The organism is Streptomyces kurssanovii, assembly GCF_040677245.1.
In the GTDB taxonomy this organism is placed as follows: Bacteria; Actinomycetota; Actinomycetes; order Streptomycetales; family Streptomycetaceae; genus Streptomyces; species Streptomyces kurssanovii.
The window spans coordinates 1-15759 of record NZ_JBFAQK010000057.1 but is presented as its reverse complement, the minus strand read 5'-3'; the positions used below and the strand labels follow the sequence as shown (position 1 = coordinate 15759).

General features: G+C 70.9%; 13 protein-coding genes. 11 read left to right on the top strand and 2 right to left on the bottom strand.

Going from position 1 to position 15759, the window contains the following annotated elements:
- Nucleotides 1–79: 79 nt before the first annotated feature.
- The 4 genes from AB0K36_RS28265 to AB0K36_RS28250 all read left to right on the top strand — a co-directional run bounded on the left by AB0K36_RS28265 (nucleotide 80) and on the right by AB0K36_RS28250 (nucleotide 4611).
- Complete coding sequence (locus AB0K36_RS28265; RefSeq protein WP_364599740.1) at nucleotides 80–670, top strand: DUF4365 domain-containing protein; 591 nt, start codon at nucleotides 80–82, stop codon at nucleotides 668–670.
- Nucleotides 670–1914, top strand: a complete 1245-nt coding sequence (locus AB0K36_RS28260; RefSeq protein WP_364599738.1) for a hypothetical protein — start codon at nucleotides 670–672, stop codon at nucleotides 1912–1914. The genes AB0K36_RS28265 and AB0K36_RS28260 overlap by 1 nt, the downstream gene beginning before the upstream one ends.
- Nucleotides 1915–2007: 93 nt before the next feature.
- Nucleotides 2008–3981 (top strand): threonine--tRNA ligase, encoded by a 1974-nt coding sequence (gene thrS, locus AB0K36_RS28255; protein ID WP_364599736.1) that lies wholly within the window; start codon nucleotides 2008–2010, stop codon nucleotides 3979–3981.
- 66 nt (nucleotides 3982–4047) lie between these two features.
- Nucleotides 4048–4611, top strand: coding sequence for an HIT family protein (locus AB0K36_RS28250; RefSeq protein ID WP_364599735.1), 564 nt, complete (start codon nucleotides 4048–4050; stop codon nucleotides 4609–4611).
- Between the two features lie 3 nt (nucleotides 4612–4614).
- Here AB0K36_RS28250 and AB0K36_RS28245 read toward each other — a convergent pair whose 3' ends face one another.
- Both AB0K36_RS28245 and AB0K36_RS28240 read right to left on the bottom strand, forming a co-directional pair.
- Nucleotides 4615–6270, bottom strand: a complete 1656-nt coding sequence (locus AB0K36_RS28245; protein WP_364599734.1) for an AbeC-like domain-containing protein — start codon at nucleotides 6268–6270, stop codon at nucleotides 4615–4617.
- Between the two features lie 203 nt (nucleotides 6271–6473).
- A complete protein-coding gene (locus AB0K36_RS28240) occupies nucleotides 6474–8681 on the bottom strand; it encodes an elongation factor G-like protein EF-G2 (protein WP_364599782.1) in 2208 nt (735 codons plus the stop codon).
- 277 nt (nucleotides 8682–8958) lie between these two features.
- Between AB0K36_RS28240 and pgsA the strand changes: the two genes are divergently transcribed.
- The 7 genes from pgsA to AB0K36_RS28205 all read left to right on the top strand — a co-directional run bounded on the left by pgsA (nucleotide 8959) and on the right by AB0K36_RS28205 (nucleotide 15687).
- Nucleotides 8959–9621: a phosphatidylinositol phosphate synthase gene (gene pgsA, locus AB0K36_RS28235; RefSeq protein ID WP_364599733.1), complete on the top strand. Its 663-nt coding sequence runs from the start codon at nucleotides 8959–8961 to the stop codon at nucleotides 9619–9621.
- A gap of 2 nt (nucleotides 9622–9623) precedes the next feature.
- A complete protein-coding gene (locus AB0K36_RS28230) occupies nucleotides 9624–10520 on the top strand; it encodes a phosphatidylinositol mannoside acyltransferase (RefSeq protein ID WP_364599731.1) in 897 nt (298 codons plus the stop codon).
- Nucleotides 10517–11680 carry a glycosyltransferase family 4 protein gene (locus tag AB0K36_RS28225; RefSeq protein ID WP_364599729.1) on the top strand — a complete coding sequence of 388 codons (1164 nt, stop codon included), beginning with the start codon at nucleotides 10517–10519 and terminating at the stop codon, nucleotides 11678–11680. The genes AB0K36_RS28230 and AB0K36_RS28225 overlap by 4 nt, the downstream gene beginning before the upstream one ends.
- A gap of 1085 nt (nucleotides 11681–12765) precedes the next feature.
- Nucleotides 12766–13260, top strand: coding sequence for a hypothetical protein (locus AB0K36_RS28220; protein WP_364599780.1), 495 nt, complete (start codon nucleotides 12766–12768; stop codon nucleotides 13258–13260).
- A 104-nt stretch (nucleotides 13261–13364) separates the two neighbouring features.
- Nucleotides 13365–14282, top strand: a complete 918-nt coding sequence (pdxS, locus tag AB0K36_RS28215) for a pyridoxal 5'-phosphate synthase lyase subunit PdxS (protein WP_005319758.1) — start codon at nucleotides 13365–13367, stop codon at nucleotides 14280–14282.
- Nucleotides 14282–14872: a pyridoxal 5'-phosphate synthase glutaminase subunit PdxT gene (gene pdxT / locus AB0K36_RS28210; RefSeq protein WP_364599727.1), complete on the top strand. Its 591-nt coding sequence runs from the start codon at nucleotides 14282–14284 to the stop codon at nucleotides 14870–14872. The genes pdxS and pdxT overlap by 1 nt, the downstream gene beginning before the upstream one ends.
- Before the next feature lie 62 nt (nucleotides 14873–14934).
- On the top strand, nucleotides 14935–15687 hold the full coding sequence (locus AB0K36_RS28205; protein WP_189473591.1) for a YebC/PmpR family DNA-binding transcriptional regulator: 753 nt from the start codon (nucleotides 14935–14937) through the stop codon (nucleotides 15685–15687).
- Nucleotides 15688–15759 lie beyond the last annotated feature (72 nt).

Below are 15759 nucleotides of genomic sequence, written 5' to 3'. Positions count from 1 at the left end.
TGCCCGAATCGGTGATACCCGGGCTGTTTGCACCGTACGCAGGCCGGTGACAACACAGGTGACGGGGAAGGAAATTGCCATGGCGCTCGCCCAGCCCGAGCCGGGAGGGCTGTCCCCCGCAAGCGGGAGGTGCCCCCCGCCCCAGCGGACGCCCCCGCTGCGCGGAGCACTCGCCACCACCGCCTGCATGGAGACGCTCCAGGTGGGCTATCTGCACGCCGTCGCGGCCGCGGCGGGGTGCTCGCTCTCCCAGCCGTTCCCCGACAACGGGATCGACTGGCACCTCAGCCACAGTTCGGCCGGACACACGGTCGACGACGAAGTGACCATCAAGGTGCAGCTCAAGTGCACCTACCAGATCCCACCGCACCCGCCGGGGCCCGCGTTCTCCTTCACCCTCGACAACGACCACCTGGTGAAGCTGGCCCGCACCCCCGTCTCGGTGCACAAGATCCTGGTCGTGATGCTCGTCCCGAGGACCCAGGACGAATGGCTGCGGGCCAGCCACGACCGGCTCGACCTGAGGCACTGCTGCTACTGGACCAACCTGGCCGGCCACGCGGTGACCGGCAGGCACCGGACCACCGTGCGCATCCCGACCTCGCGGATCTTCGACGACCGGGCGCTCTGCGAGATCATGACGCGCGTCGGGGCGGGAGGGAGACCCTGATGCACCGGCCCTTCGACGACCATGTGCGTCCCCACCCGAGCGCCGCGGAGCCCCCGGGCCCCTGGCGCGGGGCGGCGGAACCCGACCCCGCGGACGTCGACCCCGTCGTCCTCGGCGCGCTCCTGGACCGGCACGGCTGGCGCCGCCGCGGTGGCGCCGCGGGCCGCTACACCCGCTGGACCCCGCCCGGGCCGTCGACCGGCGGCACCAGCCTGCTCGTGCCGGAGAGCAAGGCCTTCCCCGACTGCGAGGACCTGCTCGGCGAGGCCATCACCGCGCTCGTCCGCAGCGCCGCGCCCTCCGCCAAGGACGTCCTCGTCGGACTCACCGTCCCCAGCGACGAGATCCGCTGGTGGCGCGACACCCCCGCGGGCGGCCCCTCGGGCACCGCCTCATGGACCGTCCAGGAACAGCTCCGTTCCGCCGCCCGGCAGATGCTGCTCGCCGGCGCGCTCGCCGCCCGCGAGCGCGCCGGCTACTACGGCGGGCGCCACCGCAGGCAGGCGCAGGCACTGCTCGACGGCGTCCTCGTCGGACCGGCGCCGGGCGGCCGTTCCCTGACCGCCTTCGTGCCCGTCGACTCCGGGCGGGCACTGGCCGTACGGCTCTGCCACGCCGTGCAGGCCACCAGGGAGGCCATCGACTACCAGCGGGCGACGGGCGGCACCGAGGCGTTCGACGCGGCGGTCAGTGCCGGGGTGAGCCGCGAACTCACCGAAGCGGTCATCGCGCTCGTGCGCGGCTCCGAAGGGGCCCGCGTCGCCGTCGAATGGTCACCGGCCGCCGGGGTCCCGCAGGGCTGCGCCGCCCGCATGGAACCGGTCGAGTTCTCACCGGGCGACCTGCCCGTACTGCGCGCGGCCGGTGCCCGCTACCTCCAGGACGAGCCGTCCGTGCCGGTGCGGATCACCGGCACGGTGGTGCGGATGCGGCGCTCGGGACCGCGCGGCGCCGGCACCGTAAGACTGCGGGTGCTGGCGGGCGCCGACGTTCCGCACGTGCGCGTGGCGCTCGACGAGGACGACTACCGCACGGCCGGCCAGGCCCACCTGATGGGACTGCCGATCCGGGTGGCGGGACGGCTGGAGAGCCGGGGCGGTTTCCGCCGGCTGAGCGACGCGTCAGGGGTGGCGCCCGTGCCGGTCGACGAGGCGGAGCGCGACCGGCTGATGAAGTCGCTCCAGGAGAATCCGGACTTCTTCGAGGAGGCGGGCGAGCAGGGGGGCGAGGGGACGCCGCCATAACCGTTTCGCGAGCGGTCCCTCCGGCTCGGTACGATTCCGAGTGCGTACGCAATACGAATCGGGTACGCGCCCGCCTTCAGTCAGGAGAGACCGGTGTCAGACGTCCGTGTGATCATCCAACGCGATTCCGAGCGGGAAGAGCGCGTGGTGACGACGGGCACTACGGCCGCCGACCTCTTCCCCGAGCGCACCGTCGTCGCCGCCCGCGTGGGCGGGGAGCTGAAGGACCTCGCGTACGAGCCGAAGGACGGCGAGGAGGTCGAGCCCGTCGAGATCTCCTCGGAGGACGGCCTCAACATCCTGCGCCACTCCACCGCGCACGTCATGGCCCAGGCCGTGCAGGAGCTCTTCCCCGAGGCGAAGCTCGGCATCGGCCCGCCGGTCAAGGACGGCTTCTACTACGACTTCGACGTCGAGAAGCCCTTCCACCCCGATGACCTCAAGGCCATCGAGAAGAAGATGCAGGAGATCCAGAAGCGCGGCCAGCGCTTCTCGCGCCGTGTCGTCACCGACGAGGCGGCACGCGAGGAGCTCGCGGACGAGCCGTACAAGCTGGAGCTCATCGGCCTCAAGGGCTCCGCGTCCTCGGACGACGGCGCGGACGTGGAGGTCGGCGCGGGCGAGCTGACGATCTACGACAACCTGGACGCCAAGACCGGCGAGCTGTGCTGGAAGGACCTCTGCCGTGGTCCGCACCTGCCCACGACCCGGAACATCCCGGCGTTCAAGCTGATGCGCAACGCCGCCGCGTACTGGCGCGGCAGCGAGAAGAACCCGATGCTCCAGCGCATCTACGGCACCGCCTGGCCGTCGAAGGAAGAGCTCAAGGCGCACCTCGAGTTCCTCGCGGAGGCGGAGAAGCGCGACCACCGCAAGCTGGGCAACGAGCTCGACCTCTTCTCCGTCCCGGAGCAGATCGGTTCCGGCCTCGCGGTCTTCCACCCCAAGGGCGGCATCATCCGCCGGGTCATGGAGGACTACAGCCGGAAGCGGCACGAGGAGGAGGGCTACGAGTTCGTCTACACCCCCCACGCCACCAAGGGGAAGCTCTTCGAGACCTCGGGCCACCTGGACTGGTACGCCGACGGCATGTACCCGCCCATGCAGCTCGACGAGGGCGTGGACTACTACCTCAAGCCCATGAACTGCCCGATGCACAACCTGATCTTCGACGCGCGCGGGCGTTCGTACCGTGAACTGCCGCTGCGCCTCTTCGAGTTCGGGACCGTGTACCGGTACGAGAAGTCGGGCGTCGTGCACGGCCTCACCCGTGCCCGCGGTTTCACGCAGGACGACGCGCACATCTACTGCACCAAGGAGCAGATGGCGGACGAGCTCGACTCGACGCTGACCTTCGTGCTGAACCTGCTGCGCGACTACGGTCTGACCGACTTCTACCTGGAGCTCTCCACCAAGGACCCGGAGAAGTTCGTCGGCTCCGACGAGGTCTGGGAGGAGGCCACCGAGACGCTGCGGCAGGTGGCCGAGAAGCAGGGCCTCCCGCTGGTCCCGGACCCGGGCGGCGCCGCGTTCTACGGGCCGAAGATCTCCGTCCAGGCGAAGGACGCCATCGGCCGGACCTGGCAGATGTCGACGGTGCAGCTCGACTTCAACCTGCCGGAGCGCTTCGACCTGGAGTACACCGGCCCGGACGGCACCAAGCAGCGTCCGGTGATGATCCACCGCGCGCTGTTCGGTTCGATCGAGCGGTTCTTCGCCGTTCTGCTGGAGCACTACGCGGGCGCGATGCCGCCGTGGCTGGCGCCGGTGCAGGCGGTCGGCATCCCGATCGGCGACGCGCACGTCGAGTATCTGCAGGCCTTCGCGGCGGACGCCAAGAAGAAGGGCCTGCGGGTCGAGGTGGACTCCTCCTCGGACCGGATGCAGAAGAAGATCCGTAACCACCAGAAGCTCAAGGTCCCCTTCATGATCATCGTCGGTGACGACGACATGAACGCCGGCACGGTCTCCTTCCGCTACCGCGACGGCTCGCAGGAGAACGGCATCCCGCGTGAGGACGCCCTGGCGAAGATCGCCGACGTGGTGGAGCGCCGCGTCCAGGTCTGAGTCCGGCGACGAGGGGCGGTCCCTTACGGGGCCGCCCCTCGCCGCATGCCGCGTGCAGCGCCGAATATGCTGGCCCGCATGACGACAGAGCAGCCGGAGCAGCAGATCGGAGTCGGGACGCCTGACGCGTTCCAGCGACTGTGGACGCCCCATCGGATGGCGTACATCCAGGGCGAGAACAAGCCCACGGGTCCCGGTTCCGGGGACGGCTGCCCGTTCTGCTCGATCCCCGCCAAGAGCGACGAGGACGGCCTGGTCATCGCCCGCGGGGAACGCGTCTACGCCGTGCTCAACCTCTACCCGTACAACGGCGGGCACCTGATGATCGTCCCGTTCCGTCATGTCGCCGACTACACGGACCTGGACGACGCCGAGACCGCCGAGCTCGCCGTGCTGACCAAGCAGGCGATGACCGCGCTGCGCGCGGCGTCCGGCGCGCACGGGTTCAACATCGGCCTGAACCAGGGCTCCGCGGCGGGCGCCGGTATCGCCGCCCACCTGCATCAGCACATCGTGCCGCGCTGGGGCGGCGACACCAACTTCATGCCGGTCATCGGCAACACCAAGGTGCTGCCCCAGCTGCTCGGCGACACCCGCAGGATGCTCGCCGAGCACTGGCCGAAGGGCTGACGCTCACGCGTCGTAGACGTCCGCCTTGCCGGGTGTCGGGTCCTGGACGAAGCCGCTGACGACGGTGGCGCGGTTGCCGAACTTCGAGGTGTCGACGCCGTTGTCCTCGAGAACCTTCAGCGCGGCCGTGTGCGCCACACGCAGCACGGGTGCGGCGGCGCGCATCGCGTCGTCGGCCATGAACCGGTGGCGCCACGGCTTCTCGGCCCAGGCGTGCCGCAGGCCGAAGGGCTCGGGGAGCACCAGTTTGCCGCCGAGGAAGTCGAGCAGCGGCGGGTACCAGGTGAAGGGGGCCCGCACGGCGAGGCGGACGACCTCCTTGGCGTCCACCAGGGGCAGGACCCGGTCCACGGTCTCCCAGAACCGGACGGTCTTGCTGACGGTGACCGTCTTGGGCTCCGGCTTCGTCGTGAACAGCGAGTGCACGGGGCCGAGCGCGTGGCCGGTGACCTCGACGCGCAGCGTCTCGTGGAGCACGGTGACGGTGATCATCATGGTGATGACCAGCTGGCCGTCCCAGAGGGTGAACTGCACGCCCAGGTAGTGGCGGTTGCCGCTGCCGAACTGCTGGTGGTTGCAGATGCGCTGTATCTCGTGGCCCTTGATCTGGAAGGTCTCGACCTCCTGTCCCTCCGGCCGGGCGACGGCGGCGGCGTTCTCGCCGACGGGGGAGACGATCCAGTGCTTGACCGAGGGCGGCGGGAAGCCGCCCGAGTTCAGCGGGCCGCGCTCCAGCAGCTTGAGCTTGTCGTGGATGGCCCGTATGACGTCCCAGCTGCGGAACTGGTTGATCTCCTTGGCGGGGTCCTGGGAGACGAGCTCCTCCGCCATCTGCCAGCTGCCCCACCGGGTCCCCATGCCGAGTATGCCCTTGGGGCCGGCGTAGAAGACGACGTTGGACTGCTGCTCGGCGGTGAGCTTCTCCAGCCCCTGGCGGAGCTGCTCACGGGCGGCGTCGCCGGGATTGCCCGGTACGGCTTCGGGCACCTTGGCGCCGATGCCGCCGCCGGAGAGAAGGGCGTCCCAGCGGGCGCGCATGTCCTTGGCGGACGCCTCGCAGATGCGTTTGGCGAGGAACCAGCCGAGGACCGGTGCGACGAGCATCGCGCGGATGTAGTACGCCCAGAAGCCGCCGAAGGGGAGCCGGACGAGGAAGATCACGGCGAGGATGCCGATCGCCGCCAGCAGCAGGCTGCCGAGGGCGCCCGCGCGTTTGTTCTGGGAGCCGGCGAGGGTACGGCGGAGCTGGAAGACGCCCAGCCACAGGAGGAGGCCGGGCAGGAAGAGCAGCCCGCACACGGCCATCACGGCGGTGAGTCTGCTGTCGCGTTCCCGGCGCAGCCGGTTGGCGGCCAGGCAGTGTTCGACGACGGACTGGGGTTCGGTGCCGAAGGACTGGATGAGGGCCTTGCGGGCGCCGCCGAGCATCCGGAGCTGGACGGCCCGGGAGAAGGCCTCTCCGAGGTTGGGTTCGAAGAGCGAGATCTTTCCCGGTTTCACCTCGGACTTGTGCCACTCGCTGTTGGCCTTGAGGATCTCCTTCAGCTCCGTGTCCCGGTAGGCGGCCGATGCGAGGGCGTGCGTCGCCGCGGTCTGTCCGGCCGCCCCCATGAGCGGGACCTGTGCCCCGGGCGTGAAATCGAATACGTCGTTGGCCACTACCGCCCCCATCGCCGCGTGCTTCCGCACTGCGGCCTGTTCCCAACTACCGTGCCCCGCACACCTTCTGAGCTGGGCAGCCCAGTCGGTGCGGTCAGCCTATCGAGGGTGCGGCCCTCGGTTAAGGGGGCGTTCGGCCGTCCGCCCGCCCCTCGGCGGGCGAGGCCTGCCGGGGACGGGCGGCGGAGCGAACAGGTGGGGCGTCAGGCGCCGTTCGTCTGTTGGCGCACCTTGTCGGCGACCTGCTGGGGCATCGGTTCGTGCCGGGCGTAACGGCGGCTGAACCGGCCGGTGCCGTGGGAGATGGAGCGCAGGTCCACGGCGTATCGGCCGATCTCGAGTTCCGGCACCTCCGCGCGTACGAGGGTGCGGGAGCCGGGGGTCTGTTCCGTGCCGATGACTCTGCCGCGGCGGCCGGACAGGTCGCTCATGACCGGTCCGACGAATTCGTCGGAGACGAGGACCTGCAGCTCGGCGACCGGTTCGAGCAGGTTGATGCGGGTGTCGGCGGCGGCCTCGCGCAGGGCGAGGGCTCCGGCCGTCTGGAAGGCGGCGTCGGAGGAGTCGACGGAGTGCGCCTTGCCGTCGCGCAGCGTGATCCGCACGTCGACCAGGGGGTAGCCGGCGGCGACGCCGCGGGCGGCCTGGGTGCGTACGCCCTTCTCCACGGAGGGGATGAACTGCCGCGGCACCGCGCCGCCGACGACCTTGTCGACGAACTCGATCCCGGAGCCCGGGGGCAGCGGATCGACGTCGATCTCGCAGATCGCGTACTGGCCGTGTCCGCCGGACTGCTTGACGTGGCGGCCCCGGCCCGCGGAACTGTCGCTGAACGTCTCCCGGAGCGACACCTTGTACGGGACGGTGTCGACCTGCACGCCGTAGCGGTTGCGGAGCCGTTCCAGGGCGACGTCCGCGTGCGCCTCGCCGAGGCACCACAGGACGACCTGGTGGGTGTCCTGGTTCTGCTCGAGCCGCATCGTCGGATCCTCCGCGACGAGGCGCGAGAGCCCGTGGGAGAGTTTGTCCTCGTCCGCCTTGCTGTGGGCCTGGATGGCCAGGGGGAGCAGGGGGTCGGGCATGGCCCACGGCTCCATGAGGAGCGGCCGGTCCTTGGCGGAGAGGGTGTCCCCGGTCTCCGCGCGGGACAGTTTCGCGACGCAGGCCATGTCCCCGGCGATGGCGTGGGGGAGGGGGCGCTGCTGCTTTCCGAAGGGGGCGGACAGGGCGCCGACGCGTTCGTCGACGTCGTGGTCCTCGTGACCCCGGTCGGCGAGCCCGTGCCCCGACACATGGACCGTGTCGTCGGGCCGCAGCGTGCCGGAGAAGACGCGGACGAGCGATATCCGGCCCACGTAGGGGTCGGACGCGGTCTTGACGACCTCGGCGACGAGCGGGCCGTTCGGATCGCAGGTGATCCGCGGGCCCGGTGCGCCGTCGGGGGTGGTGACCGTCGGCGGTTCGGGTTCGAGGGGTGTGGGGAAGCCGCCGGTGATCAGGTCCAGCAGTTCGACGGTGCCGAGGCCCTGCTTGGCACCGTTGACGGCGGGTGCGGCGGCGAGGACCGGATGGAAGGTGCCGCGTGCGACGGCCTTCTCCAGGTCGTCGATGAGCGTCTTGAGGTCGATCTCCTCGCCGCCGAGGTAGCGGTCCATGAGGGTCTCGTCCTCGCTCTCGGCGATGATCCCTTCGATCAGGCGGCCGCGGGCCTCCTCGATCATCGGCGTCTGCTCGGCGTCCGGCGGGTTCTCCTTCCGCTCGCCGGACGAGTAGTCGAAGATCTTCTGGGTGAGCAGGCCGACCAGGCCGGTGACGGGCGCGTGCCCGTCCGCGTGCTGGGTTCCGTACTGCGGCAGGTACAGCGGCAGTACGGCGTCGGGGTCGTCGCCGCCGAAGATGCCGGCGCAGACGGCGGTGAGCTCGTCGAAGCCGGTGCGCGCGGTCTCCAGGTGTGTCACGACGATCGCGCGTGGCATGCCGACCGCGGCGCACTCCTCCCAGACCATGCGGGTGGCGCCGGCCACGGCGTCCGCCTCCTGCGCGGCCGAGACGACGAAGAGGGCCGCGTCCGCGGCTCGCAGACCGGCCCGCAGCTCACCGACGAAGTCGGCGTATCCGGGGGTGTCCAGCAGGTTGATCTTGCACCCGCCCCATTCGAGGGGGACGAGCGAGAGCTGTACGGAGCGTTGCTGGCGGTGTTCGATCTCGTCGTGGTCGGAGACGGTCGTGCCGTCCTCGACCCGGCCGGCCCGGTTGACCGCTCCCGCGGTCTGCGCCAGCGCCTCCACGAGGGTCGTCTTGCCTGATCCGCTGTGGCCGACCAGCACCACATTCCGTACGGATGCGGGGCGGTCGGCCGTTACTGCTCTGCCGGCGGCCCCGGGGTGGTGTGCGTGCGCCTTGTCGCCCATGATCTTGCCTCCCGATCGATTCACGCTCGATTGCACGGCGAGGGAAGGAAGCCGCGGGCGGCGGGGGAGCCATGAAGGCGTCCCGAAGGGCGTCCGGGGCAGCTCCGGCGTTGCCCGCGGTGGTCTTTCGAGCTTTCCACTCCCGTCACTGTGCGTCCATACGTCGGACGCCGCCTCCCGGGACGGGTGCGCGGCGCTGCGCCCGGACGGTCGTGGCTACGATGGGCCAGCCGGTGGCCGTAGGGGCCACGCGGCCCACCGAACCCTCGGGAAGGCCATGCTGAACAAGTACGCGCGTGCATTCTTCACGCGTGTCCTCACACCGTTCGCCGCGTTTCTGCTCCGCCGTGGGGTCAGCCCCGACGCGGTGACTCTCATCGGCACGGCCGGAGTGATGGCGGGAGCACTGGTCTTCTTCCCCCGCGGAGAATTCTTCTGGGGCACGATCGTCATCACGCTGTTCGTCTTCTCCGACCTGGTCGACGGCAACATGGCACGCCAGGCGGGGATTTCGAGCCGGTGGGGCGCCTTCCTCGACTCGACGCTGGACCGGGTCGCCGACGGGGCGATCTTCGGCGGCTTCGCGCTCTGGTACGCCGGCCTCGGCGACGACAACGTGCTGTGCGCGGTTGCCATCTTCTGCCTCGCCAGCGGTCAGGTGGTCTCGTACACCAAGGCACGCGGAGAATCGATCGGCCTCCCGGTGGCCGTCAACGGGCTCGTGGAGCGCGCGGAGCGACTGGTGATCTCACTGGTCGCGGCGGGCCTCGCGGGCCTGCACGGCTTCGGCGTCCCCGGCATCGACATCCTGCTGCCGATCGCGTTGTGGATCGTCGCCGTGGGCAGCCTCGTGACGCTCGGGCAGCGGGTCGTCACCGTGCGGCGCGAGTCGGCCGAGGCCGACGCGGCAGCGGCGCAGGGAAGCGGGGCGGAGGCGTGACGATGCGGGACAAGCTGACGGACGCCCTCTACGGGCTCGGCTGGAGCGCCGTCAAGAAGATGCCGGAACCGATGGCCGCCCGCCTCGGCCGCACCATCGCGGACACCGCGTGGAAGCGGCGCGGCAAGGGCGTGCTGCGGCTCGAGTCCAACCTCGCGAGGGTCGTGCCCGACGCCACCCCCGAGCGGCTCATGGAGCTGTCCAAGGCCGGCATGCGCTCGTACATGCGCTACTGGATGGAGTCGTTCCGTCTGCCGACCTGGAGCAGGGAACGCGTCGAACGCGATGTCGCGATCCAGGACGTGCACCACCTGACCGACGGCCTCGCCTCCGGCCGGGGCGTGATCCTCGCACTGCCGCACCTGGCCAACTGGGACCTCGCCGGAGTGTGGGTGACCAGGGCCCTCGGCGTGCCGTTCACCACGGTCGCCGAACGTCTGCGGCCCGAGTCCCTGTACGACAGGTTCGTCGCCTACCGCGAGAGCCTCGGCATGGAGGTCCTCCCGCACTCGGGCGGCGCTGCCTTCGGCACCCTCGCGCGCCGGCTGCGCGCCGGCGGCCTGGTGTGCCTGGTCGCCGATCGCGACCTGTCGGCGTCCGGGGTCGAGGTCAAGTACTTCGGCGAGACGGCCCGCATGCCGGCCGGACCCGCGCTGCTCGCGCAGCAGACCGGCGCGCTGCTGCTGCCCGTGACCCTCTGGTACGGCGAGGAGCCCGTCATGCACGGGCGGGTCCACGCTCCCGTCGACGTACCCGAGACAGGTACGCGCGCCGAGAAGACGTCCTCCATGACACAGGCGCTGGCCGATGCCTACGCCACCGGCATCGCCGAACACCCGGAGGACTGGCACATGTTGCAACGGCTGTGGCTCGTGGACCTCGAGGAGCGCCGGGCGTGAAGATCGGCATCGTCTGCCCGTACTCGTGGGACGTACCCGGCGGTGTGCAGTTCCACATCCGCGACCTCGCCGAGCATCTGATCCGGCTCGGCCACGACGTGTCCGTGCTCGCCCCCGCCGACGACGAGACGCCGCTGCCGCCGTACGTCGTCTCGGCCGGACGGGCCGTGCCCGTCCCGTACAACGGCTCCGTGGCGCGGCTGAACTTCGGGTTCCTCTCCGCGGCCCGGGTACGACGCTGGCTGCACGACGGCACCTTCGACGTGATCCACATCCACGAGCCCGCGTCGCCCTCGCTGGGGCTGCTCTCGTGCTGGGCGGCCCAAGGCCCCATCGTGGCCACGTTCCACACCTCGAACCCGCGCTCCCGCGCCATGATCGCCGCGTATCCGATCCTCCAGCCGGCGCTGGAGAAGATCAGCGCGCGCATCGCCGTCAGCGAGTACGCGCGGCGGACGCTCGTCGAGCACCTCGGCGGCGACGCCGTCGTCATCCCGAACGGCGTCGACGTCGGCTTCTTCGAGAAGGCCGAGCCGAAGAAGGAATGGCAGGGGAACACGATCGGCTTCATCGGCCGCATCGACGAACCCCGCAAGGGGCTGCCGGTCCTGATGAAGGCCCTCCCCGCGATCCTCGAACAGTGCCCCGACACACGGCTGTTGGTCGCCGGACGCGGCGACGAGGACGAGGCCGTCGCGACGCTGCCGGCCGCCATGCGGTCCCAGGTCGAGTTCCTCGGCATGGTCAGCGACGAGGACAAGGCGCGGCTGCTGCGCAGCGTCGACGTGTACGTGGCGCCCAACACCGGCGGCGAGAGCTTCGGGATCATCCTCGTCGAGGCGATGTCGGCGGGCGCGCCGGTGCTCGCCGCCGACCTCGACGCGTTCGCGCAGGTACTGGACCAGGGCGCCGCCGGCCAACTCTTCGCCAACGAGGACGCGGACGCGCTGGCCGCCGCGGCGGTCGCGCTGCTGCGTGACCCCGAGCGCCGGGCGGAGCTCCGTGCGCGGGGCAGCGCGCACGTGCGGCGGTTCGACTGGTCGACGGTCGGAGCGGACATCCTCGCGGTGTACGAGACCGTGACGGACGGCGCGGCATCGGTGGCGACGGACGAACGCACGGGGCTCCGGGCACGCTTCGGCCTGGCGGCCCGCGACTGATCGCCCCACACCCGGGCACCACGGGTCCGGGCGTGGCCCGGTGCGGCCGTGCCGTGCGGGTGCGTTGCGCCCGGTGCACGCGTGGCCCGGTGTGGGTGCGTTGCGCCATTGGGGGAGTGGCCCGGTCCTGTTGCGTTGCGCCCCTGCGGGCGTGGCCTGTGGGGTGTGTAGCTCCGTGCGGGGCGTGGCTGCGCCGGTGGTGGCTGCCGCCCTTGCGGGCGTGGCCCGGTGCGGCCGTGCCGTGCGGGTGCGTTGCGCCCGGTGCACGCGAGGCCCGGGTGTGGGTGCGTTGCCCTTGCGGGGCGCCGGCGTTGTGGTGGGTGCCGGGGCGGGGCCTCCGGAGGGGGTGTCCGGAATGGCTGTCCTCACCGCGCTGCGCGCGAGTTGCGACGCTTCACTTCCGGACACCCCCTCCTACGACCCCGCCCCCTCACGTCCGGTGCAGCCCGTCCCGGCCGGTGGTCGTCGGGTTGCGTGCGGGGGCAGTCCCGGGCCCCGGGACGGTGGCGTCCGAGCGCTGGTGCCAGGCGCCGGTCGGGCGTCTCGCGGCGGGAAGCTGCCGTCGGGGATGTGGGGGCACCGGCCCCCACCGAGCCTCCCTCCTCCCCGGGAGGGGGATGTGGGGCGCCAGCCCCCCGTGGGGCCCGGGGCTTGCCCCGGTTTTGGGAAGGGGCGGGGTGGGGGAGACGCCCCGCGCAGCGGCACCGGGCCGGGGTCAAGGCCGGGCCGCGCAAGGGGTTCGGGGTGCGGGCGCCAGCACCCACCAAACCTCTCCCTCTCTCCGCGAGGGGACAGGGAGCGTCAGCCCCCGTGGCCGGCCCGGTACCGGGAAGGGGTGGGGTCGGGGAGCGGCTCCGCGCAGCGGTGTGGGGAGGGTCGCGCAGGGTGCGAGGGCGGAAGCCCTCACAGTCCCTCCGCCAGCAGGGAGGGCGGCGCCGGGACGTCGGCGCCCACGGGGCCCGGGGCTTGCCCCCGTTCGGAAAGGGGCGGGGCAGGGCGTCGCGCGGCCGCCCGCCGAGGGCCCGGTAGCCTTGCCGCCCGTGAGCACCCTGATCTGGATCGTCGTGGCCCTCGTCGCCGTCGGCATGTACCTCAGCTGGACCGCCGGGCGGCTCGACCGGCTGCACGCGCGGATCGACGCGGCCCGTGCCGCGCTCGATGCCCAACTCCTGCGGCGGGCCTCCGTCGCCCAGGAGCTCGCGACCTCCGGCGTACTCGATCCCGCCGCGTCGATCGTGCTCTACGAGGCCGCCCACGAGGCCCGTCAGGCCGAGGAGGAGCACCGCGAGGTCGCCGAGAGCGAGTTGAGCGCCGCGCTGCGTGCCGTGTTCGGCGCGCGGGAGCAGGTCGAGGCGGTGCGTCAGGTGCCGGGCGGCGAGGAAGCCGCCGGGGAGCTCGCGCAGGCGGTGCGCCGCGTGCCGATGGCGCGTCGTTTCCACAACGACTCCGTGCGCGCGGCGCGTGCGCTGCGGCGGCACCGGACGGTCCGCTGGTTCCGGCTGGCGGGCCACGCCCCGTTCCCGCTGGCCTTCGAAATGGACGACGAACCGCCCGCAGCGCTGGCGGACCGGCCCACCTGACCGGCGAAAACGATCCACCGGCTTTCCATTGGCCCTTGCAGTGGACTGGTCGGCGGATGTTCCATCGGTGACGCATCGCAACGTCGTCATCGAGTGAGGTCCCCGTGTCCACCAGCCCCCTCCCGCAGACTGCTGACTCTTCGGCGATCGGCACCTCTCGCGTCAAGCGCGGCATGGCCGAGCAGCTCAAGGGCGGCGTGATCATGGACGTGGTCAACGCCGAGCAGGCGAAGATCGCCGAGGATGCCGGCGCCGTCGCCGTCATGGCCCTGGAGCGCGTGCCCGCCGACATCCGCAAGGACGGTGGCGTGGCCCGGATGTCCGACCCGAACATGATCGAGGAGATCATCGACGCGGTCTCCATCCCGGTCATGGCCAAGTCCCGTATCGGCCACTTCGTCGAGGCCCAGGTCCTCCAGTCGCTCGGTGTCGACTACATCGACGAGTCCGAGGTGCTGACCCCGGCCGACGAGGTCAACCACAGCGACAAGTGGGCGTTCACCACGCCGTTCGTGTGCGGCGCCACCAACCTCGGTGAGGCCCTGCGCCGCATCGCCGAGGGCGCGGCCATGATCCGCTCCAAGGGCGAGGCCGGCACCGGCAACGTCGTGGAGGCCGTCCGCCACCTGCGCCAGATCAAGAACGAGATCGCCAAGCTGCGCGGCTTCGACAACAACGAGCTGTACGCCGCCGCCAAGGAGCTCCGCGCCCCGTACGAGCTGGTCAAGGAGGTCTCCGAGCTCGGCAAGCTGCCGGTCGTGCTGTTCTCGGCCGGCGGTGTGGCCACCCCCGCGGACGCGGCGCTGATGCGCCAGCTCGGCGCCGAGGGCGTCTTCGTCGGCTCGGGCATCTTCAAGTCGGGCGACCCGGCCAAGCGCGCCGCGGCCATCGTGAAGGCCACCACCTTCTACGACGACCCGAAGATCATCGCGGACGCCTCCCGCAACCTGGGCGAGGCCATGGTCGGCATCAACTGCGACACCCTGCCCGAGACCGAGCGCTACGCCAACCGGGGCTGGTGATGACCACTCCCGTGATCGGTGTCCTGGCGCTCCAGGGCGACGTACGGGAGCACCTGATCGCCCTGGCCGCGGCCGATGCCGTGGCCAGGCCGGTCCGGCGCCCCGAGGAACTGGCGGAGATCGACGCCCTGGTGATCCCGGGCGGCGAGTCCACCACCATCTCCAAGCTGGCCGTGCTGTTCGGTGTCATGGATCCGCTGCGCGAGCGGCTGCGGGCGGGGATGCCCGTGTACGGCACCTGCGCCGGTCTGATCATGCTCGCCGACAAGATCCTCGATCCGAGGTCGGGCCAGGAGACGTTCGGCGGCATCGACATGATCGTCCGCCGTAACGCCTTCGGGCGGCAGAACGAGTCCTTCGAGGCGGCCGTCGCACTCAAGGGTGTGGACGGCGACCCGGTCGAGGGTGTCTTCATCCGCGCCCCCTGGGTCGAGTCGGTCGGCGCGGAGGTCGAGGTGCTCGCGGAGCACGACGGACACATCGTCGCCGTACGCCAGGGCAACGCGCTGGCGACGTCCTTCCACCCCGAACTGACGGGCGACCACCGGGTGCACGCGCTTTTCGTGGACATGGTGCGCGATAACGCCTGACGGGATCCCGGTAGGATCTCTGGGGTTCGTTCAGTAAAGGGTTACGCGAAGGAGACAGGCAGATGTCCGGCCACTCTAAATGGGCTACGACGAAGCACAAGAAGGCCGTGATCGATGCCAAGCGCGGCAAGCTCTTCGCGAAGCTGATCAAGAACATCGAGGTGGCGGCCCGTACCGGCGGCGCCGACATCGACGGCAACCCGACGCTCTTCGACGCCATCCAGAAGGCCAAGAAGAGCTCCGTGCCCAACAAGAACATCGACTCCGCGGTCAAGCGCGGCGGCGGTCTCGAGGCCGGCGGCGTCGACTACGAGACGATCATGTACGAGGGTTACGGCCCGAACGGTGTCGCGGTGCTCATCGAGTGCCTCACCGACAACCGCAACCGCGCCGCCTCCGACGTCCGTGTCGCCATGACCCGCAACGGCGGTTCCATGGCCGACCCCGGCTCGGTGTCGTACCTGTTCAACCGCAAGGGCGTCGTGATCGTCCCCAAGGGCGAACTGTCCGAGGACGACGTCCTCGGAGCGGTGCTCGACGCCGGCGCGGAAGAGGTCAACGACCTCGGTGAGTCCTTCGAGGTGCTCAGCGAGGCCACCGACCTGGTCGCGGTCCGCACCGCCCTCCAGGAGAACGGCATCGACTACGACTCCGCCGAGGCCAACTTCGTCCCGACCATGCAGGTCGAGCTGGACGAAGAGGGCGCGCGGAAGATCTTCAAGCTCATCGACGCGCTCGAGGACAGCGACGACGTGCAGAACGTCTTCGCCAACTTCGACGTCTCCGACGAGGTCATGGAGAAGGTCGACGCCTGACGCACAGTCATACGGCGCATACGGACGGGCCGACGGGACACGCTCCCGTCGGCCCGTCCGTGCTCTGTCGGT

Excerpts from the sequence above, each read along its gene's own strand:
- AB0K36_RS28265 (WP_364599740.1), top strand. The coding sequence starts at position 80 with ATGGCGCTCGCCCAGCCCGAGCCGGGAGGGCTGTCCCCCGCAAGCGGG.
- AB0K36_RS28260 (WP_364599738.1), top strand. The coding sequence starts at position 670 with ATGCACCGGCCCTTCGACGACCATGTGCGTCCCCACCCGAGCGCCGCG.
- AB0K36_RS28250 (WP_364599735.1), top strand. The coding sequence starts at position 4,048 with ATGCTGGCCCGCATGACGACAGAGCAGCCGGAGCAGCAGATCGGAGTC.
- AB0K36_RS28240 (WP_364599782.1), bottom strand. The coding sequence starts at position 8,681 with ATGGGCGACAAGGCGCACGCACACCACCCCGGGGCCGCCGGCAGAGCA.
- pgsA (WP_364599733.1), top strand. The coding sequence starts at position 8,959 with ATGCTGAACAAGTACGCGCGTGCATTCTTCACGCGTGTCCTCACACCG.
- AB0K36_RS28230 (WP_364599731.1), top strand. The coding sequence starts at position 9,624 with ATGCGGGACAAGCTGACGGACGCCCTCTACGGGCTCGGCTGGAGCGCC.
- AB0K36_RS28220 (WP_364599780.1), top strand. The coding sequence starts at position 12,766 with ATGTACCTCAGCTGGACCGCCGGGCGGCTCGACCGGCTGCACGCGCGG.
- pdxT (WP_364599727.1), top strand. The coding sequence starts at position 14,282 with ATGACCACTCCCGTGATCGGTGTCCTGGCGCTCCAGGGCGACGTACGG.
- AB0K36_RS28205 (WP_189473591.1), top strand. The coding sequence starts at position 14,935 with ATGTCCGGCCACTCTAAATGGGCTACGACGAAGCACAAGAAGGCCGTG.